Below are 18,349 nucleotides of genomic sequence, written 5' to 3'. Positions count from 1 at the left end.
TCTTTATTTAAAAAAATAGTAAAAAATTTTTTTATCTGGCTTTTACTGTACGTTTTACTACAGGAACTTCTTTAAATAAAATTCTGTATCTGCATTTAGGACATTTTGATTCTGAATATTTTTTAATATCCACACTTTGTCCACAGTTAATGCATTTGTACATACTTATTCTCCTCCAGTAATACGTTTAATGTTACGTTTTGCAACTTTTCCCATTGGTGTTGCTGGAACATAAGCTCCGCCGGTAAATACGTTACCACATTTTTTACATTTCCAGATACCAGCATGTGTTCTTTTTACTCCTGGTCTGTCACATTTAGGACAAACGTGTTTTGCATGCATTTTATCTTCGATATCTTTCACTGTTCTTTTAGCTTTTCTTCCATATCTAGCTCCAAAACGACCAGTAGATCCAACTTTACTTTTTCTTACCATTTTTTCACCTTCCATTAAGTTAATAATTAAAAAAGATTTATATATTATCTTCCTTTTTTTAATAAAAATACTCTAAAATATTTTTTTTCCATTATATTGAAGATAAAAACTTTTTGAGAATCAAATATAATTATGTTTCAAAAAATAACAAAAACCTAAAAATGTCACTTTTTATAATTATAATTGCTCAAAACAACTCTCATATTCATTAACAAAGAATATACAGCAAGAAGCTGTCCTTCTATTAATAATTAGCTTTAAAAATAATATTATTTCGGAATTAAATAATAGATACCTAATTTCTATTAAACCCTTATAATATAACTATTAAATATATTTGTTGTTACTTAATATAAAGTTTATTATTTTAATTGATTAATTATTTCAAAGAATTCTTTTGATTTTATCTCAGCAAGTTTAATAGTCTTTTTAACTTCAGCCATACTCATAACATTAAGACCACATTTTTGCATTGCACAAAGAGAACCATCTTCTCTAAAACCTACAGATAGACTTGAGTCCATAAGTTGTTCTTCATCATATGTAGGGTCAAATATTAACTGATTGTTAATTTTTGTAACAGTTGTAAGCATGCATTTGTTTTTAATTGGAAGATTCATCTGTGTATCTTCATCAATTGTAATTTCATCATTAACACATGATGCTGTTGGAATCTTAGTTGTAAGGAGTGCACAAATTGCAGCAAGTGCTGCTGCATCCATCATATTACCATCAAAGTCAATAATGTAAATATCAACGTGTAGTTTCCATACTTTTGAGTTTTCAACAACACATAACTGTTTTAAGTCAATAAGTGGAGCTTCACGTATTGTTCTATCTACAACTCTTGAAATTTCAACAGTAAACTTGTTAGGTGGTCCATGTTCAAAGTTTTTATTTGCTAAAGCAAGAGTTTCAGTATTTACAATTAATATTCCCTCATCAGGAGAATTACTAAATGGTGTTGAAAGTTGAGCTTTAACACCAGCAATAACTGTTGTATTACCAATAGAAATAAGAGCTGAACCATTAGCTTTTGAAATATAATCAGTTTTAATTGTAATATCTCTGTATTCTGTAAACATTCTATGATCTATTCTTTTTCCCTGATTTAAAAGATCAAATATGGCTTCTTTTGACACTTCTGAAATTACATTAACCATAGTTTCTTATTCTCCTCTAAATTTTTTAAGTAAAGCTTCACGTTGAAGGTTGTTAATAAATTCACAACCTGCATATGCAAGATCAAGAGCTTCCATAAATTCTTCCTGTGTTAGGTTACCATCCATCTGGAGAAATGTTATTTCACCAGTTCTAGGCATTATAGCAACAGGTACATCTGCATCTCCTGTCTGATCTTCTTTTTCTGATAAGTCAAGTACAATGTGTCCATCAACTTTTCCAACAGCACATGCACTTATAAGATCACGCATTGGAATTTCAGCATCAGCAAGAGCAAGACTTGCACCAATAATACCAAGACAACGTGTTCCACCTTCAGCTTCAAGTACTTCTATTGAAATATCAATTGATGCTCTTGGATATTTTTCAAGAAATACACATGGTGTAATTGCCTCAGATATAAGTTTTGATATTTCAGTTGAACGACGATCATTTCCTGGTCTTTTTCTTTCTGTTACAGAAAATGGTGCCATGTTATATTTACATCTAAGTACTGCACCATCAGGTTTTGAATGTTTCTTTGAATGAAGTTCTCTTGGTCCATATACACCTACAAGTATCTTATTTCCTCCACATTCAATGTATGCAGATCCATCAGCATTGTTAAGTATGCCAACTTCCATTTTCATGTTTCTGAAACTTGTTGCAGATCTTCCATCTTCACGTATAAATTGATTATTCATTTAATATCCCTCTTTTTGGAATTTTATAAGCATACTTTGTACGTCTTTAATTAGATTGTATTTGAATGGATTTTTTTCTATTAAATTAATTATTTCAATAGTTTTTTCTATGTTTTCTTTAAGACCATTAAGCCATATTAGTCCATTTTTTGCAACTATGATATCTGTATGTGTATATTCTTGTATCATATTTGTTAGAAATGCATTTTCTTCACTTAAAAAGTGTATTGTTGGCTGTTTAACATCAACTATTACACCTTGATTAAACTTACCAAGACCATGTGAGCGGAGTGTTAGTTTTACTCTGTGTATTTCATCAACATTACCTACACGAAGTAGTAGTACATCGTTTACATTAATGACATTGTTGATGTTTGGCTCATTTTTATCATATATTTCTGATGTTAATAGAAATCCATTATATGCACTGTTAATATCAATAGTCCATGATGAGTATGTTGATCCTATAACACGTCCTATTATAAGATCTCCATATTCTGGGTTGTATGTATTTTTAAATGGTATGACATATACGCGTTCACTGTCAAAATAAACAAGTCCTGCTGTATTTGAATAGATTTTACCATCTTCTTTAAATGTAAAGTTTCCTGCTTTATAGTTATTATCAGCAAGAAGACTTCCTGGTAGTACCATTTCCTTATTTTCTACATATCGCATAATTTAACACATCTAAAAAATTTTAGGCTATGATTATTTATTTCATTAATTTAGTTTCAACTTCACCATGTGTCATTCCACTGAGTTCTCTGTAGAATTCATCTTGAAGTCCACCTGGTATTTCTACAATACCAATCCAACTACCATCTGATTCCCATTCTTCTTTTTGTAGTTTTCCAAATTGGCTTATTGTTGAGTATGCTTTTCCTGCATATGTTCCTGGTATTTTTACTGCAACTTGTACTTTTTCAATTCTTATTGGTATTTTTGTAAGAATTGCTTTTACTGTTGGTTTTATTTGTGATTCTACACTTTTCATTGGATCAATGTGTACTTTTGCTTCTTCCATTGCTTTTTGTATACGTTTTGGTGGATGTGGAAGTTTTGTTTGTGGGTTGATTGCTTCACGTGCAATTTGTGCAATTACTTGTTTTGTTTTTTCTTCCTGCATTTGACGTCTTTGTTTTGCTGTTATTTGTATTGTTCCTTTATGAATGATTTTATCTGCAACTTCTAGTACATCTGTTGTTTCAAATACTTTCATCATATTTTCTTCTGATGCTTTATCTGCTTTATGTGCATCTTTAAATACTTCTTCTACTGCAATTACATCTTCAATTGCAACATCTGATCCACTTTTATAGTCACTTGCAAGTTCTGCATCTACTAGTATTTCAAATCTTTCACCATAGCTTTCTAGTCTTGCAATAACTGCTTCATCTACATTTACCATAATTAATTTCACCTACACATTTTTTTTTAATATTTAGTTTCTAGTTTAATTTCAGTATAATTTTAATTTTATTGAATTTTCATCTTTCTAGATCTATTATATTTATTTGTTTTTTAATTTACTAATACTATTAATAATTTATTTCTATATTGATAAATAAGTTAATAATTTAGGTAGTTTTTATATGATGATTTTATTGTATGAAAAAATAGTAATTTTAAAAAAAAATAAAAAAAAAGAATTTAATAGGGTGGTTAGGTATGTTGATGTTGAATCTATTCATCATCTGCAGGGGTTTCATCAGCAACTTCTTCAGATTCAGCTTCTGCATCTTCTGATTCTTCTGCTTCTTTTGCAGCTTCTTCTTCAGCTTTTGCTTTAGATTCAGCTTCTGCTTTTGCTTTTTCTTCTGCTTCTTTTTCCTCTGCTTCTTTTTTAGCTTTTTCTTCAGCTTCACGTTTTTCTTCTTCTTTTCTTTCTAGAAGTTTTTCAACGCGTTCATTGATGCTTTCTTCATCAAGTTTTCTGAATTTTTCTGTATCTTTGTCAATAATTGCAATTTCTATGTTATCATCATCAGATATTTTAGAATCTGTTGCAACATAGATTCCTTCTACTGCAAGATCTATTGCATCATCAAGTGAGATGTCATCTGTGTATTTTTCTTCAAATAAGTTAAGTGTTTTTTCACGTCCATATCCTATTGATGTTGCCTTATATTCAACAAGTGCTCCACTTGGATCTGTTTCATATAATTTACATTCACCATCAGATACTCCTCCAATAATAAGTGAAATACCAAATGGTCTAATTCCACCACTTTGGGTGTACATCTGTTCAAGATCACCAATATATTTTGCAAGACCTGTTACAGATATAGGTTCATGGTAGTTTACTTTATTAACTTGTGCTTGTGTTCTTGCAACATCTACAAGTCTTCTTGCATCTGCAACAAGTCCACTTGATGCTGTTGCTAAGTGTTCATCAATTTTAAATATTTTTTCAATTGATGATGGTACAATGAGTTTACTTTTAACTTTTTTATTTACTGCAAGAACAACACCATCTTGTGATACTATTCCTATTGCTGGTGTTCCTCTTTTAACTGCTTCTCTTGCATATTCAATCTGGAATAAACGTCCATCTGGGCTAAATACTGTTAGTGCTCTGTCATATCCTGCACTTGAAAATTGTTGCATAATTTCTATACCTCACATTTGTTTTTATTGAAAAAGTTATTATTAATTAATTTAAAATTTTATATTTTTTTTGTTATTATGTTATTTAAGTTATTACAATTACTTATTATAACTATTTGTTATTAATATATTTTTACATACTATATGAAGATAAAAACAATAATAAAACAATGAATTAATAAACAATCATACTAAAAAAAATAAAAAAAAGTAGATGGGTGGTTAGAATAAAATAGTTTTCATTTTATAATCTATTCACCTATAACATCTTTAGCTCTACTAATTACATTATCTACAAATTTAGTACTGCTTCCAAGGTATGTGTGTGGATCCATTGTTTCATCAATTTCTTCTTGTGTAAGGTATTTAAGAATTTCTTCTTGTTGTGATAAGATTTCACGAAGACCTGTATCTTGAGCATATGCATCCATTGAACAGGAACGTACAAGAGCATAAGCACTTTGTCTTCCCATACCTTTTTGTGTAAGTTTTGACATGAATCTTTCTGCCATTATAAGACCATTACTTAAGTTAAGGTTGTGTTCAATGTTTTCATCATAGAAGTCAAGTTTTGAGAATAATTTAATTGATAAATTAAGTATGTAATCTGTAAGAATTGCAGATTCAGGAAGTATAATACGTTCTGATGATGAGTTTGTTAAGTCACGTTCGTGCCATAGTGGGTTGTTTGCAAGTGCAACATTAACGTATGATTTAATAACTCTTGAAACACCACAAATTCTTTCACCAGTAATAGGGTTTCTTTTATGTGGCATTGTACTACTACCAACTTGTTTTTCAGGGTCGAATTTTTCTCCAACTTCCATAATTTCAGTTCTTTGTAAGTTACGTACTTCAAGTGCCATTTTTTCAAGTGTACTTGCAATGTTTGCAAGTGTCATAATGAATTCTGCATGGTTATCTCTTTGTACAACTTGGTTTGAAATCTGTACAGGATTTAATCCTAAAATTTCAGATACTCTCATATGAATGTCATATCCTTGATCTCCAAGTGCTGCTGTTGTACCTACAGCTCCTGTCATCATACCTACACATACATGTTTTTGTGTAAGGTCAAGTCTTTCAAGTTGACGCATAAGTTCATCTATGTAGATTGCAAATTTCATACCATATGTTGTAGGAAGAGCATGTTGTCCGTGTGTACGTCCTATTGTAACTGTATCTTTATGTTCTTCTGCAAGATCAATTAATACTTCAATAAGTTTAACAACTTTTGCTCTTATAATTTCAATTGATTCTTTAAGTTGTAATGATTGTGATGAATCAATAATATCATTACTTGTTGAACCATAATGCACATATTCTCCAGCATCATCATCACATACTTCTTGTAATGCTTTCATTAATGCTGCAATATCGTGGTTTGTAGCTCTTTCAATTTCATCTACACGTTCTTGTTTAACATATTCTGTTGAAGCTTTTCTATTAATTTCATCTGCTGCTTCTTTTGGAATTAATCCTATTTCACCTTCAGCTTTAGCAAGTGCTGCTTCAACTTTTAACATGTTTTGTAATTTTGCTTCCTGTTCCCATACAGCTTTCATTTCAGGAGTACCGTATCGGAATTCTATTGGATGTATTGCCATAATAATCAGTTAAAAATATTTATTTATTTAATTTTATTATTCCTTATTGGGAAATGAATTATATTATTTTCCAATAAAAAAATGAGTTTATAATTTAAAATAATTTATTATTATATAATATGTATCTTTTTTATAATATTAGTAATTACCATTAATTAATTATAAAAATAGATAAAAAAGAGAAATTGTTATAGAAGGTCATATTTTTTATCAAGTGAATGTATTGTACCTGATGTTGCAAGAGTATGTGCTACAAGACGCATATTTTTATATCGTATAATACTTGCAAGCATTGTGTGAATATTTTTTTCATAACCCCTTTGACATTTAACAATACATTTATATTTAAATCTATTATTTTTATGTTCAATATATTTAAAACTAATAAGCCATAGATTAATATTTCCACAGGTTATCTCACCATATAAGTTAATTAAGTTATTCCACATAAATACTATGAAATCATCCTTATTAATCTTATTTTCAGAAAATAATTCAAATGCAACATATCGTTTCTTCTCACGTAGTGTGGGAGGTAAAATTTTTAATTTAGACATCTTCATAATAACATCATCTTATCCTATATTTTTTTTAGTCAATAATTTGAATTCCCTCAACAATACTTCTTTTATGTACATCAATATTGTCAATAACTTCTTGCATATTACAACTAAGAGCTTTTTTTGCAAATTCTTCATCCATATTCATAAGAGAACTTAGATTTATCATATCATTTGGTGATCTTACATCATAAAAGCTTCTTGAACCACTTGATAGTATCATTCTGAAGTTAAATTTCTTCTGAAGATGTATGAGTTGATTAATTTGTGAAAGTATCTTTGCTCTGTAAAATCCATGATTATTAAGTATATCCATTATATTGATGTTTACTGTAATATTATTTTCAACTAAGAGATTTGCTAGAACATGATTAATTCCACTATTTTTATTGTTTTTATATGGATGATTAATAATGTCAACTTGTGGCATTTCACATATTGCCCTGTTAAGTTTACTATCTCCACCTGATACCATTATAAGATCAGCTTTTTTATAGAAATGTTGTACTTGTTTAGACATAACTTGAGGATTTGCCTCTTTAATATATACACCATGATATAATTTAAGATCAGTTCTACTTTGAAGTTCATTAAATGATTCATCAATCTCTTTATTTGAATACTTTCTTGGATCATAAAATATACATGCACCATGGTAATTAAATTTACTAAGTGTATCTATAATTTCAAATTCAGGTTTAATATTAAAATCATAAAAATAGCACATAACTTGAAAATCCTCGCTTATATTTGTTTTATAAATAAATTGTAAAAATTAATTAAAAGAAATTAGGTTAAAATTTCATTTTAATTTTTAGAAAAAAATTAATAGTTTAAAAAAATTTGATTTTTTATAAGAAGTTAAAAATCTTCTCTTTTGCAACCTTAATTGCATTTTCCTTATTTGAAGGATAAGATGCAATTTTAATCTTTGTATGTATTGCATTACCTGAGTAGGTTAATTTAAGATTTTCATCAACTGCTTCTTGTTTATCAAATCTTAAAAATAAGTTACCTTTATCATCAATTCTGCGTGATAATTCATCTTTAATAGTTTCTTTATCAGCATCTGATAGGTTTTCATTAAGAAAATCAATAAATTCACGTATTGATCGTTTTTTTGTTATTTTATCTGATAGGACAAGAATTTCATTGTTGAAATGATCCTCATCAATGGTTGCTTCAGGTAAAGAATTAAAGAAAAGGTAACTTATTGCATCTGTTACCTTATCTTCATCTTCGGTTGTATAAACAAATGTTCTATACGAAATGTTATGAATCATTTATCTAACCTTTTCTGCACCTTTACCTTTTTTGTTTAATCCTCTTCCTTTTTTACCAGCGCTTGTTAAACCTCTGTGAGCACGTCTGGTGTGTTTGTTTGAACAAATCCAGTTGATGGAATTGTCGTTTTTAATTGTAGGACATTGTGGATCAACCATTATTACTTCGTAGTATTTAGCTTTACCATCTTCCCATACCCAGTATGAATTTAGTACTTCTAAGTTAGGATATTTGCGTGCAACACGTTCTTCAGCCATTCTCTGAATGGATTTTTCTCCTGAAATTTTCTTTACACCCATTCTTTTTGGATCTCTACCGTTTTTGAATCTTGATTTTCTTCTTGATCCTCTTCTAACTCTGATTCTAGCTACTACGTATCCTGTTTTTGCTTTGTAACCTAAACTTCTTGCTCTGTCGATTCTTGTAGGTTTGTCGATTCTTACAATAACAGGTTGTCTTCTCCATCTAGGTAATCTTTCTTTCATAAGTTCTTTTACATATGATTCTGATGGGTTTTTCCATGCATCTTTTAAATACTTATACATTATATCTACCTCAATTGTTCAGCCTTAAGGCCACATCCAATATTAAAGTTTTTCTTTAATAATTATTTTTAAGGAGTAGAAAGAAATAACAGTAAAACTAATTATTTGCTTTTTTATTAATATTCTCCTAAAAATATAATAGTTCTCCTAGTAACTTTATTTTAAAGTCTAGGAAAAGAGTTTATATTCATTAAATTTTTGGAATATTAATCCCGAAAAATTTTCATATAAAAATAATATGAAATGGATTTTTCATATTATAAGAAAATATAGATTATAACTAAATAATCTATCATACTATATTTTATTTATTTTTCTTATTATATAATGTTTAGTATATTTTTTAAAATAAAATTAAATTAATAATAATATTAATACTTACCAATAATATACTAAGTTATATTAAATATAAAAAGAGGTCTTTTTTTAAAATGGAATTTTGTCCAAAATGTGGAAAGGTTTTACTTCCAAAAAATGGCATACTTCACTGCTTTGAATGTGGATATGACAAATCACTAACAGATAAACAAAAAGAGGATTATATCATAGAACAAGACGTATCACAAAAAGAGGATATTATCATAGCAGGTGAAAAAATAAATACACTACCAACAACAAAAGGTTTATGCTACAGATGTGGAAATCGTGAACTTGAATGGTGGCTAGTACAAATGAGAAAAAGTGATGAAGCTGAGACAAGATTCTATCGCTGCACAAAATGTGGAAATACATGGAGAAGATCTAAATAAAATGAATACAATTTCAAAAAAATGACGCTAAAGTTGTTATAAATAAAAAAAAATTATAAAAAAAGAAATAGGTTATAATCTATATATTTAATTCTAAAAGACAATCAATATCTTTTATTGAATCTTTTAGAGTATTTTCTATTTTTTCATCTATTGCTTCAAGTTTAGCCATACGCTTTTTGTGATGTTCATAGATACCAAGAAGTTCTTCTACTGTCTGAATATCTTCATCTTTACACATCCAACCTTCTAAATTTCCAGCAACATTTTCCTTATTTGAGAATTTTTCAGGTGTGTAGTACTCAAAGTAAGGTTTAACTAACTGTTTTTGTTCATCAGAAATTTTCTGAGTTAACTGGTAATACTTAGTTGATGTATCACAATCAATAGCTGAAAAACGTAAACTTATATCAGATTTGTTATTAATCATAATACCATATTTTTTTATATAATTAAGGTATATGTATATTTTGTGGTAATTATTGTGTAATATTTTTAAATATAATTGTATCATATGATACTAAAATTAAACATTGTTTATCTACTATTTTTTAATATTATATAAAATTAATAGCTATAATAATATATAAAATAAATACTTTCTATTTCTAAAATATATTAATTTCCAAATAATTTTCTAAAAAAAATAAAAATAAAATGGGGGTTAAATAATTACTAAATTGTTAATATGTCCAAGTTATAATGGTCCTTTGTTTTCTCTACCTTCACGTATTCCTTTACCAATTTCTTTCTTCATTGATTTAGGTTTAAATAGCATTTTAACAAGATTATCTGCATGTTGAACTGCTCTGTTATGTGCAAGTTCTTTAAGATCCTTATCATTAATTCCTTCATCTTCATGAACAAAAACTTCAAGAATATGGGTGTTAGTCATAAGCTGTGCTTGAATAAGACCAGTACTTGCCTCGTGTGCACATAGTTTATCTATCTTTTCACCACCAGGCATACCAAATGCCATTACAATGTCACATCCATCCTCTTCAATAAGTTTTTTAGATGCAACAGGTAAATCTTTAACACCTGGAACATATCTTTCAATGAATTTTACTCCATCTACTTGTTTTTTGATCTGTTTAATTGCAGCAGCTCCCATATCATATCGTGAAAATGTAGTACTACAAATTCCAATTTTTTTAGACATTAATTTAACAACTCCTTAATTTTTTTTGTGTAATTATTTTTTATTAATAATTTCAATTACTTCAAATGATTTTTTAAGTCTTTCAAGATCTATAAATCCTGTATGATACATTTGACCTGTAAGCATATCGTTTACAATAACTTGTGCTGGTGCAAAGATATCTTTTGGCATTTTATAGAAGTCTCCATCTGCTTGTTTGAATAATTCTATGAAGCTTTCACCATATTTATCTGATGCAGATGATGGTAGATTTGCTGCAAGTTCTTCAAGACATTCTCCTTCATCAGGCTGTATGTAGTAGTATGCACGTCCACCAAAGATGATAGCATCGTTTGTTTTTCCCATTGCTTTAAATCCATCTGGATCAACAGGTGTAATAGGTGTAATACCAGCTGCATATGTTATTTTTGTAACATCAAAGTCGAGTATTTCATACATTTTAAAGATTCCAGTTTCAAGTGCTCTTGCAGATATTTGAATTGATCCTACAAGTGATGATGTTGGTGCAACAACAATAACAAGATTTTCAGGTGTTACGCCACATTCACTTGCAATATATTCTGCAACTTCAACATTTGGAAGTTCATCAGCTTCAAGGGTAATTACTGCAACATCTGCTGTTTCACTATATCCTGTCATTTCATAGATTGGATTGTTTATAAATTTATGAGTTTGTGCAGGTCCTGATCCTATTGCATAGTAGTCTCCTATACTTATTTTCCATCCTGCTTTTTGTGATCCTAGTGTTGATAGTGCTGGGAAGTCAGTTTTAACTTTTACAGCAGGCATTGCCATAATATCACTTAAATCACCAGGTATTGAAATACCTACATCTGATATTCCACCAAGACATACTTTTGCAAATAATTCTCCACCTTTAATACTTCCAGCTACATTTACTCCACAATCAATTACTGTTGTGTTGTTTTCAAGTTGAAATGCTTCAATGTTAAGTTTTTCTGCATCTTGAATCATTTTGTCTGTTATTTTTTTTGCTTCTATATTCATACTTTCAGCCATATATTAGCCTCCAATTTATTTCATTTAAAATTATTTAAAATGTTTATTTGTTTTTTTTAATAATTGTTTATCTATTTTTACTATGCACTAGTCATGGATAATTAAGTTTTTATTAATTTTATTAATATTTTCTTAATATTTCATTACATTTATCCCAGTCATGTTCATAGATGTGAAGACTCATTGCATGATGTACCATATTTACAAGTTTTGTATCTGTATTTTTTGCAACATAATATCCTACTTCTCGTATTCCAAAGAGATTTGGAAATGTTGCACCTCCACAGTCATTGCTACGGAAGAAGTCTGTCATGTATAGTTCATCATTACGTATTAAAAATGCAATTTCTTGAAGACATGGTATTTCATCTACACTATTGTCTTGTATTGGGTCGATTGTTATTGCAATTGCACGTCTTGACTGACGACAATTATTAAGTTTTTCAATACATGTATCTAGTTGGTCAATATTGAAGTATTGACGTAGACGATTTCCATAGGTGTATACAAATCCCTGGTCATTTGATGCATCTAGTAGTTCTTGTTTGTATGTTTCAAGTCTGTCATCTTTCCATGGACTGCACTCTGGTATTGTGTTGTCGTCTGGATCTGTAATTTCAATCATCACATTTTGAAGTTCACGTGTTAGACTTCCACGTTCATCTACTACTTCATGTCCTTCTTGCATTATCTTTTTTACACTCATTAGCCATGCATTTGCTATGTTGTTTGTTCTTATAAATTTTGCCATTATATGATACCACCATTTTTTATATTATTTAAAATTTCAAGTTTTCCTATTGCAACTTCTTCATCTAGCATTCTCATTCCACAGTCTGGATCTATTATTACATCTTCATTTTGCATTATATCTACTACTTTTTTGATTGTATTTTTAACTTCATCTTCATCATCTACTTCATGAAGTTTTGTATCTATACATCCTATTGCTATTTTTTTATCTGTATTTTTAGTCCATACTTTCTTTAGTGTGTTTATGTTGTCTTTTTGTCCTTGGAATTCAAAGTCTAGTACTTCTACATCAAATTCTAGCAGGTCTTTAAGTACATCTTTTAGATCTCCACATACATGTACAACAACAGGTATGTCAACAGATTCGGCTATTATTTCTACTGCTTCTTTTGATACTTTTATATCTTCAACTCCTGTTGATATGAATGGTTCATCTATTTGTATTGCACATGCACCTGCTTTTTGTAGTTGTTTTGCCTCATAACATAGTGCTTTTGCAAGATCAAATATTGCTTCTTGTTTATTTGCATAGAAATTATCAATAGCACATGAATGTATTATACTAGTTGGTCCTGTTAGCATACCTTTAATTCCTTTTGCTTTGCCTTTAAAGATATCATCAAGTGATGTGTGTAGTTGATATTTATTGTTAATTTTATGTGCAACATTATATGCAAGTTTAAGATCACGAACTCCAATAGCATGAGCTGCTGGTGTGATTTTTCCTATAACATGTACAGAGTTGTCAATAATATCAAATCCATTAATTTTACTTGCAAAGATCTTAACCATATCATCTCTTGGCTGACCATCACATATAACATCAATACCATTTTTTGCAAACATGGTTGTTGTATGAACAATAGAGTCATGATATTTATCATATATTCCAAGATGATCTCTTAATTTATCCCCGAAACAGTTAGCCTCATGTGATATGACAGGATAGCTACCAACAATAGTTGTAGTTATGTTCATTATATATTACCCTCAATTAATTATTATTATATTTTATTCATAGCTAATTTTAACTTCACGTTTTGGAAGTGGTCTTTTAAATTTCTTCTTAGGATATCCTATTATAAATGCTGAATGAAGATGTTTATCACTGTCTATATCTGGGAAAAATGACATGACTTTTTCATGATCAAATTCATCAGCAAGTACAATAAACTTGTTATAAAATCCACCAAGACCCATAATTTGTGCCATTATCTCAATTCTTGCAGCAGCAACACAGGTAGTTGTAGCATTTGTTGAAAATCCAAGAATTACTTCACGTCCATCCCAAAGCATAGGATTTTTACCTTCCTTGTTATTTTCCATATACTTAATAAATTCAACAACACGTGGATGTATATCTGTGTGATCTTTTAGTATGTCATAGAGCATATCATTAAATTCATCAATTCTCTCTGATACTACAACAAATTCAAGATCCTGTGCATTTGTAGCTGTTGGTGAGTTATATACACATTCAAATAGTTTTTCATATGTTTGTTTTTCAATTTTCTGTTTTCTAAACCAACGCATACTTCGGCGTCTATTTAAAACTTCAAGAAAATCATCATAATTTACTGGTAGTGAGTCAGTTTTATATTTTGTTTTTATTGTATCATAATCTTCATATTCCTTGAGATTTATTGCACCTGTTGGACAGATTGCAACACAATGTCCACACTTAAAGCAGTCATTTCCTACCTCATGAACATCTCCTTCTAGTGATATATTATCAAATATACATACTGATTCACATAATCCACATCTTACACATCGTATTGGATTTATATCAAGTATCATAAAAAAAACTCCTAATTTGCCTATTTAAAATAAAAATAATGTTTTATTGTATAATACTATATTTGTAATGTATTATTAATTTTTAAAAAATATCTAAAATAAATAAAACTTTTGAAGTTTTTCTAAAAAAAATAAGTAAGGGGGTGGTTAGTTTTAGGTTTCCTTTTTATTGTTTTATCGTTTTGTTGTAACAACGTGTGCTATAACCATAGCACTAAGGAATATGTATGTTACCAGTGCTGAACCATTTATTGTCCTTGTAATAACAAATAGTCCTAAAATTGTCTGTGCAATAAATGCTGATAATGATCCAACAAGTAACGCCTCTCTACCTCTAAATTTCCTATTTCCACGTTCTCTTTGAAGTCTGTACTTAGTTAATGTTTTAAATCCTATGATCATCACAATAAGAATCCAGATAATTAATAATGCAAGTATAATGTATCCAAAGTCAAATCCTATACCAAATATTCCAGGTAAGAAGTAGTCAATAACATCCTTTTTAGTTACAAGAATTCCATAAAACAATGGGAATGGAAGACCAAAGTATGTAATGAATGTTAATGGAAGTGATATGTAACCATCACTGCTTCCTAGACTTGAATTTCCCCAGTATGTAGCATTTGGATTGTGTCCATATAGATTTGTATTATCTATTACTAGCTGAAGACTTGCAAATTGATTTGTATTCATACGATCAATTCTTGAAAGAGGACTTATAATAGGCATGTTTAATACTTGTGCAAGAAGTTCCATTAATCCAAATACGGCAATTAATGCACCAATTATAAGAATTACATTTCTTGCAGATAGAAGTTTGGATGATGAGTGTTTGAATAATTTACTGATAATAAATACACCAATAAGTAATCCAAGAATCCACATGATAAGGAAATCTCTGTGAACAATTGCACCAAATATTGTTATACCTATTGTCATAATAATTAACAACATTTTAATATTGTTAATCTTTAACTTGTCATCCTTAAACATGGGTATACATGCCCACGCCGTTACTACAAAGAGTATTGCTAACGGCCCGTATGGATGTGTAAATTCATGATGATTTAACATAGGAAGAAGAAGACAAGCAGCATCGAAACCAAATATTAATGTTAATCCTGCACTAGCAATCAGTGCTACGAAAAATGCAAGGTTAAGATTTAAATCTACAAAATTTAATAGTAGAAGTACTCCTATGTGTATAAGAATTGCAAATTCTATTATAAACAATAGGTGATTTGTAGCTATTAATGCCATGTAATAATTCAACCTCCAATTCATAAATGAATTCTAAAACTTTTTCTAAAGAAAGAATATAATGTCCTTTTTTTATGCTTTAGAAAATATTTTTATCTATATTCTATATTATATTACTTTATTTTATTAATAAGTATGTAAAATAAATTTAAAGTGACAATTTTATGGGGTTGTTGAAATTTACATAAAAAATAAATATTAATAAATATATAAATATTAAATAGAAATATGGGCTAGTAGCTCAGCTTGGTAGAGCGTCGCCTTGGCATGGCGGAGGCCTCGGGTTCAACTCCCGACTAGTCCACTAAAGAAGTTCTTTTTTTTATGATTATACTATTTTTATGAATATTATTTAAAATGAGAAATTATTATTTTTTTTATAAAAAATTTGGGAGATTAAAAAAAAGGGGTATGAAAATTTAGGATGAATTTTCATTATATGTTTTATAGATTTCATTTACTATTATATCAACAAGATCATCTGTTTTTAGTGTAACTTGTTCATCTTTATTTTCAAGTAATTGTTTTGCAAGTTTTATTATTTCATTAAGATCTGTTGAACGTTTCATTAATCCTCGTTTTATGTAGTATGAATCTACAGATAGTTGTGCTCCAGGATAGCATGATATAACAGGTGTTCCAAGAAGTGCTGCTTCACGATTCATTGTACCTCCTGCTCCAATTACAAGGTCACATCGTTTCATAAGACTAAATGTATCAACAGGTGTTTTAACAACATGTACACCATCAATATCTTTAAATATTTCACTTTGAGCATTAAATCTTGGAATTACAAGTATGTCTGCAATATCTTTTAGTTCATCAACTATAGGTGTAAGTACTGATTTATTACAATCTGTATCAAGATATGATGCAAGTGATGGTTCTGGTCTCATTAAAATAGTATATTTCTTTGAAACTTCAATATCTAAATCCTCAAGTATGTTTTCATTGTATGTGAAATCTTCAAGATGTGTAACTTCACATGTTCCATCATAACGAATGATATTATTAGGATCCATACCAAATTTTATACTATCCCATACATCAAAAATTTCGGGAATAACAAGCTTATTTACAAGAGGAAGAGTTAACTTATTTGCAGCAATTGCATGTTCATTATCAAGAATAAAAATATTTGGAATTTTAAGACCAAATGCAACTCTTGGAAGTTCAATAGAATGCTTTGTAATTGCAACATCAATATCTTTATCTTTAATAAAATTTGCAAGATCATATGCACGTTTTGTACTTGAGAGAAGCTTTTCTTCAAGTGTAACACCATGATCACCAATAGATGTATATTCTATATTAAAAATATCAAGTAAGTCGTGAATATTTGAAAAATCTCGTGCTGTTATAATAACTTCATGTCCATCAGCTTTAAGTCTTTTAATAATACCATTAAAAAAACGTACATGTGGTGAATTTACAATATCTATCCATATTTTCATGATTAATTCCATCCCTTATATTTTTAAGATTTATGAAAAAAAAGAGGTAAGTTCTTTAATTTTTAATTAAAAAAATATAAATCTTCTATTAATAAAATTTAGTAAAAAAAGAAAGAAAGTAGAAAAAAACTTATCTACTTGTTGTTTTTAAATTCTTTGTATAATGAAATAACTTCATCTACACCTTCACCAGTTTTAATACTACATTTTACAACTGGTATGTCAGGATTTATTGTTTTAATATCTTCAACCATTTTATCAGCATCTGCACCTACAGCATCAGCAAGATCTACTTTGTTTACAATAGCCATATCTGCTGTTTTAAAGATCATTGGGTGTTTTTCTGCTGTGTCGTCACCTTCTGTTACACTGATAATTACAGTTCTAATGTGAGCTCCAAGGTTAAAGTCTGCAGGACAAATTAGGTTTCCTACATTTTCAATAAATAACATTGAAATATCATCAAGATCAATATCTTCAAGTGCATGTTCAACAAGGTGTGCATCAAGGTGACATTCTTTTCCTGTGTTTAATCCTTTTACAGGTACGTTTTTATCTTCAATTCTTTTTGCATCAAATTTACTGAGTATATCTCCTGCAATTACTCCAAGATCTTCATCTTCTATTACATCTATAAGTTTTTCAAGAAGTGATGTTTTACCAGATCCTACAGCTCCTACAAGGTCTACTGCGAAAATATCTTTTGAATCAAGGTATTTTCTGTTAGCTGATGCTAATTTATCGTTTGCTTGAATTATATCTTGTTCTATTTCAATACTTGCTACATTATGCATTTTTATTCATCTTCCTTTTCAATTTTTATTGTTTTTACACTACATTCGCGTCCTTTTATTACATTTACTCTTGTATTTCCACATTCAGGACACTCTGTTGCTGCCATATAATGATCTACTTCTTCTTCGTCTGCTTCAACATTTCCTTCATATCCACAGTTTTCACATTCAATTTCAATAGGGATCATGTTAATTATAACTTCAGCATCTTTAAGCATGTTGTCTTCACTTAAAATTTCCATCATGAATCTGAGTTGTTCAGGATTGAGCATTGTAAGTTCTCCAACTTCTATAACTGCCTCTGTTATTTCAATGGCATTGTTTTTCTTAGCAGTATCAAGTATTGCATCTACAATACTTGAAGCCATAGCTAATTCATGCATGATTATTCTCCAATTATTTTATAAAATTATTTTATTAATTTTTTTTATACATTATTATGTTTATTTTA

General features: G+C 29.1%; 22 protein-coding genes, 1 tRNA gene and 1 pseudogene. 2 read left to right on the top strand and 22 right to left on the bottom strand.

Translation table 11 applies throughout. From position 1 onward, the window contains the following. Positions 1-31 precede the first annotated feature (31 nt). The 12 genes and pseudogenes from MRZ80_RS04625 to MRZ80_RS04570 form a co-directional block, all read right to left on the bottom strand. Positions 32-163 carry a DNA-directed RNA polymerase subunit P gene (locus MRZ80_RS04625; protein WP_292536637.1) on the bottom strand — a complete coding sequence of 44 codons (132 nt, stop codon included), beginning with the start codon at positions 161-163 and terminating at the stop codon, positions 32-34. A 2-nt stretch (positions 164-165) separates the two neighbouring features. Beyond that, positions 166-435 (bottom strand): 50S ribosomal protein L37Ae, encoded by a 270-nt coding sequence (gene rpl37A / locus MRZ80_RS04620; protein ID WP_292536636.1) that lies wholly within the window; start codon positions 433-435, stop codon positions 166-168. Positions 436-797: 362 nt separating this feature from the next. Continuing rightward, the gene (gene rrp42 / locus MRZ80_RS04615) at positions 798-1,598 is read right to left on the bottom strand and encodes an exosome complex protein Rrp42 (RefSeq protein WP_292536633.1); all 801 of its coding nucleotides are present in this window, start codon (positions 1,596-1,598) and stop codon (positions 798-800) included. A 6-nt stretch (positions 1,599-1,604) separates the two neighbouring features. Further along, on the bottom strand, positions 1,605-2,300 hold the full coding sequence (gene rrp41, locus MRZ80_RS04610) for an exosome complex exonuclease Rrp41 (protein ID WP_292536632.1): 696 nt from the start codon (positions 2,298-2,300) through the stop codon (positions 1,605-1,607). Further along, positions 2,301-2,978, bottom strand: coding sequence for an exosome complex protein Rrp4 (locus MRZ80_RS04605; RefSeq protein ID WP_292536631.1), 678 nt, complete (start codon positions 2,976-2,978; stop codon positions 2,301-2,303). Positions 2,979-3,015: 37 nt separating this feature from the next. Then, positions 3,016-3,711, bottom strand: a complete 696-nt coding sequence (locus tag MRZ80_RS04600) for a ribosome assembly factor SBDS (RefSeq protein ID WP_292536629.1) — start codon at positions 3,709-3,711, stop codon at positions 3,016-3,018. A 443-nt stretch (positions 3,712-4,154) separates the two neighbouring features. After that, positions 4,155-4,910 (bottom strand): annotated as a pseudogene (gene psmA / locus MRZ80_RS04595) (archaeal proteasome endopeptidase complex subunit alpha); the annotation flags it as partial. A 251-nt stretch (positions 4,911-5,161) separates the two neighbouring features. Then, positions 5,162-6,517: an adenylosuccinate lyase gene (purB, locus tag MRZ80_RS04590; protein ID WP_292536623.1), complete on the bottom strand. Its 1,356-nt coding sequence runs from the start codon at positions 6,515-6,517 to the stop codon at positions 5,162-5,164. Positions 6,518-6,705: 188 nt separating this feature from the next. Next, complete coding sequence (locus MRZ80_RS04585; RefSeq protein WP_292536621.1) at positions 6,706-7,074, bottom strand: Rpp14/Pop5 family protein; 369 nt, start codon at positions 7,072-7,074, stop codon at positions 6,706-6,708. 34 nt (positions 7,075-7,108) lie between these two features. Then, positions 7,109-7,804, bottom strand: a complete 696-nt coding sequence (gene rnp3 / locus MRZ80_RS04580; protein WP_292536618.1) for a ribonuclease P protein component 3 — start codon at positions 7,802-7,804, stop codon at positions 7,109-7,111. Positions 7,805-7,928: 124 nt separating this feature from the next. Beyond that, positions 7,929-8,360 (bottom strand): RNA-binding domain-containing protein, encoded by a 432-nt coding sequence (locus tag MRZ80_RS04575; protein WP_292536616.1) that lies wholly within the window; start codon positions 8,358-8,360, stop codon positions 7,929-7,931. Then, the gene (locus MRZ80_RS04570; protein ID WP_292536613.1) at positions 8,361-8,906 is read right to left on the bottom strand and encodes a 50S ribosomal protein L15e; all 546 of its coding nucleotides are present in this window, start codon (positions 8,904-8,906) and stop codon (positions 8,361-8,363) included. A gap of 431 nt (positions 8,907-9,337) precedes the next feature. Here MRZ80_RS04570 and MRZ80_RS04565 point away from each other — a divergent pair, with 431 nt between their 5' ends. Continuing rightward, positions 9,338-9,655 carry a transcription factor S gene (locus MRZ80_RS04565; RefSeq protein ID WP_292536611.1) on the top strand — a complete coding sequence of 106 codons (318 nt, stop codon included), beginning with the start codon at positions 9,338-9,340 and terminating at the stop codon, positions 9,653-9,655. Positions 9,656-9,734: 79 nt separating this feature from the next. Here MRZ80_RS04565 and MRZ80_RS04560 read toward each other — a convergent pair whose 3' ends face one another. The 7 genes from MRZ80_RS04560 to MRZ80_RS04530 all read right to left on the bottom strand — a co-directional run bounded on the left by MRZ80_RS04560 (position 9,735) and on the right by MRZ80_RS04530 (position 15,650). After that, positions 9,735-10,085, bottom strand: a complete 351-nt coding sequence (locus tag MRZ80_RS04560; protein WP_292536609.1) for a hypothetical protein — start codon at positions 10,083-10,085, stop codon at positions 9,735-9,737. 267 nt (positions 10,086-10,352) lie between these two features. Further along, on the bottom strand, positions 10,353-10,817 hold the full coding sequence (gene ribC, locus MRZ80_RS04555; protein WP_292536606.1) for a riboflavin synthase: 465 nt from the start codon (positions 10,815-10,817) through the stop codon (positions 10,353-10,355). A 33-nt stretch (positions 10,818-10,850) separates the two neighbouring features. Continuing rightward, entirely contained in the window at positions 10,851-11,837 is a 987-nt protein-coding gene (gene mch / locus MRZ80_RS04550; protein WP_292536604.1) for a methenyltetrahydromethanopterin cyclohydrolase, read from the bottom strand. A 121-nt stretch (positions 11,838-11,958) separates the two neighbouring features. Beyond that, positions 11,959-12,588 carry a thymidylate synthase gene (locus tag MRZ80_RS04545; protein ID WP_292536600.1) on the bottom strand — a complete coding sequence of 210 codons (630 nt, stop codon included), beginning with the start codon at positions 12,586-12,588 and terminating at the stop codon, positions 11,959-11,961. After that, positions 12,588-13,568, bottom strand: coding sequence for a methionine synthase (locus MRZ80_RS04540; protein WP_292536598.1), 981 nt, complete (start codon positions 13,566-13,568; stop codon positions 12,588-12,590). Before MRZ80_RS04540 ends, MRZ80_RS04545 begins: the two co-directional genes overlap by 1 nt. A 33-nt stretch (positions 13,569-13,601) precedes the next feature. Then, entirely contained in the window at positions 13,602-14,390 is a 789-nt protein-coding gene (locus MRZ80_RS04535) for a nitroreductase family protein (RefSeq protein WP_292536595.1), read from the bottom strand. A 174-nt stretch (positions 14,391-14,564) separates the two neighbouring features. Further along, positions 14,565-15,650 carry a hypothetical protein gene (locus tag MRZ80_RS04530; protein ID WP_292536592.1) on the bottom strand — a complete coding sequence of 362 codons (1,086 nt, stop codon included), beginning with the start codon at positions 15,648-15,650 and terminating at the stop codon, positions 14,565-14,567. 230 nt (positions 15,651-15,880) lie between these two features. On the opposite strand from MRZ80_RS04530, the gene MRZ80_RS04525 reads away from it, so the two are divergent. Then, positions 15,881-15,954, top strand: a tRNA-Ala gene (locus tag MRZ80_RS04525). A 115-nt stretch (positions 15,955-16,069) separates the two neighbouring features. Here MRZ80_RS04525 and MRZ80_RS04520 read toward each other — a convergent pair. The 3 genes from MRZ80_RS04520 to hypA all read right to left on the bottom strand — a co-directional run bounded on the left by MRZ80_RS04520 (position 16,070) and on the right by hypA (position 18,281). After that, positions 16,070-17,104, bottom strand: coding sequence for a DUF354 domain-containing protein (locus tag MRZ80_RS04520; RefSeq protein WP_292536590.1), 1,035 nt, complete (start codon positions 17,102-17,104; stop codon positions 16,070-16,072). A 134-nt stretch (positions 17,105-17,238) separates the two neighbouring features. Next, on the bottom strand, positions 17,239-17,898 hold the full coding sequence (hypB, locus tag MRZ80_RS04515) for a hydrogenase nickel incorporation protein HypB (RefSeq protein ID WP_292536587.1): 660 nt from the start codon (positions 17,896-17,898) through the stop codon (positions 17,239-17,241). 2 nt (positions 17,899-17,900) lie between these two features. After that, positions 17,901-18,281, bottom strand: coding sequence for a hydrogenase maturation nickel metallochaperone HypA (hypA, locus tag MRZ80_RS04510; RefSeq protein ID WP_292536585.1), 381 nt, complete (start codon positions 18,279-18,281; stop codon positions 17,901-17,903). Between the last annotated feature and the right edge of the window lie 68 nt (positions 18,282-18,349).

This window comes from Methanosphaera sp. (genome assembly GCF_022768985.1).
In the GTDB taxonomy this organism is placed as follows: Archaea; Methanobacteriota; Methanobacteria; order Methanobacteriales; family Methanobacteriaceae; genus Methanosphaera.
The sequence above is the reverse complement of the archived record's forward strand: the minus strand, read 5'-3'. Positions and strand labels throughout refer to the sequence as shown.

Bases quoted from the DNA above. Each gene is read 5' to 3' on its own strand.
- rrp42 (WP_292536633.1), bottom strand. From the start codon at position 1,598: ATGGTTAATGTAATTTCAGAAGTGTCAAAAGAAGCCATATTTGATCTT.
- MRZ80_RS04520 (WP_292536590.1), bottom strand. From the start codon at position 17,104: ATGAAAATATGGATAGATATTGTAAATTCACCACATGTACGTTTTTTT.
- MRZ80_RS04575 (WP_292536616.1), bottom strand. From the start codon at position 8,360: ATGATTCATAACATTTCGTATAGAACATTTGTTTATACAACCGAAGAT.
- MRZ80_RS04585 (WP_292536621.1), bottom strand. From the start codon at position 7,074: ATGTCTAAATTAAAAATTTTACCTCCCACACTACGTGAGAAGAAACGA.
- rnp3 (WP_292536618.1), bottom strand. From the start codon at position 7,804: ATGTGCTATTTTTATGATTTTAATATTAAACCTGAATTTGAAATTATA.
- MRZ80_RS04625 (WP_292536637.1), bottom strand. From the start codon at position 163: ATGTACAAATGCATTAACTGTGGACAAAGTGTGGATATTAAAAAATAT.
- MRZ80_RS04545 (WP_292536600.1), bottom strand. From the start codon at position 12,588: ATGGCAAAATTTATAAGAACAAACAACATAGCAAATGCATGGCTAATG.
- hypA (WP_292536585.1), bottom strand. From the start codon at position 18,281: ATGCATGAATTAGCTATGGCTTCAAGTATTGTAGATGCAATACTTGAT.
- MRZ80_RS04530 (WP_292536592.1), bottom strand. From the start codon at position 15,650: ATGGCATTAATAGCTACAAATCACCTATTGTTTATAATAGAATTTGCA.
- MRZ80_RS04600 (WP_292536629.1), bottom strand. From the start codon at position 3,711: ATGGTAAATGTAGATGAAGCAGTTATTGCAAGACTAGAAAGCTATGGT.
- MRZ80_RS04560 (WP_292536609.1), bottom strand. From the start codon at position 10,085: ATGATTAATAACAAATCTGATATAAGTTTACGTTTTTCAGCTATTGAT.
- hypB (WP_292536587.1), bottom strand. From the start codon at position 17,898: ATGCATAATGTAGCAAGTATTGAAATAGAACAAGATATAATTCAAGCA.
- rrp41 (WP_292536632.1), bottom strand. From the start codon at position 2,300: ATGAATAATCAATTTATACGTGAAGATGGAAGATCTGCAACAAGTTTC.
- ribC (WP_292536606.1), bottom strand. From the start codon at position 10,817: ATGTCTAAAAAAATTGGAATTTGTAGTACTACATTTTCACGATATGAT.
- MRZ80_RS04535 (WP_292536595.1), bottom strand. From the start codon at position 14,390: ATGATACTTGATATAAATCCAATACGATGTGTAAGATGTGGATTATGT.
- purB (WP_292536623.1), bottom strand. From the start codon at position 6,517: ATGGCAATACATCCAATAGAATTCCGATACGGTACTCCTGAAATGAAA.
- MRZ80_RS04570 (WP_292536613.1), bottom strand. From the start codon at position 8,906: ATGTATAAGTATTTAAAAGATGCATGGAAAAACCCATCAGAATCATAT.
- MRZ80_RS04540 (WP_292536598.1), bottom strand. From the start codon at position 13,568: ATGAACATAACTACAACTATTGTTGGTAGCTATCCTGTCATATCACAT.
- rpl37A (WP_292536636.1), bottom strand. From the start codon at position 435: ATGGTAAGAAAAAGTAAAGTTGGATCTACTGGTCGTTTTGGAGCTAGA.
- MRZ80_RS04605 (WP_292536631.1), bottom strand. From the start codon at position 2,978: ATGCGATATGTAGAAAATAAGGAAATGGTACTACCAGGAAGTCTTCTT.
- mch (WP_292536604.1), bottom strand. From the start codon at position 11,837: ATGGCTGAAAGTATGAATATAGAAGCAAAAAAAATAACAGACAAAATG.
- MRZ80_RS04565 (WP_292536611.1), top strand. From the start codon at position 9,338: ATGGAATTTTGTCCAAAATGTGGAAAGGTTTTACTTCCAAAAAATGGC.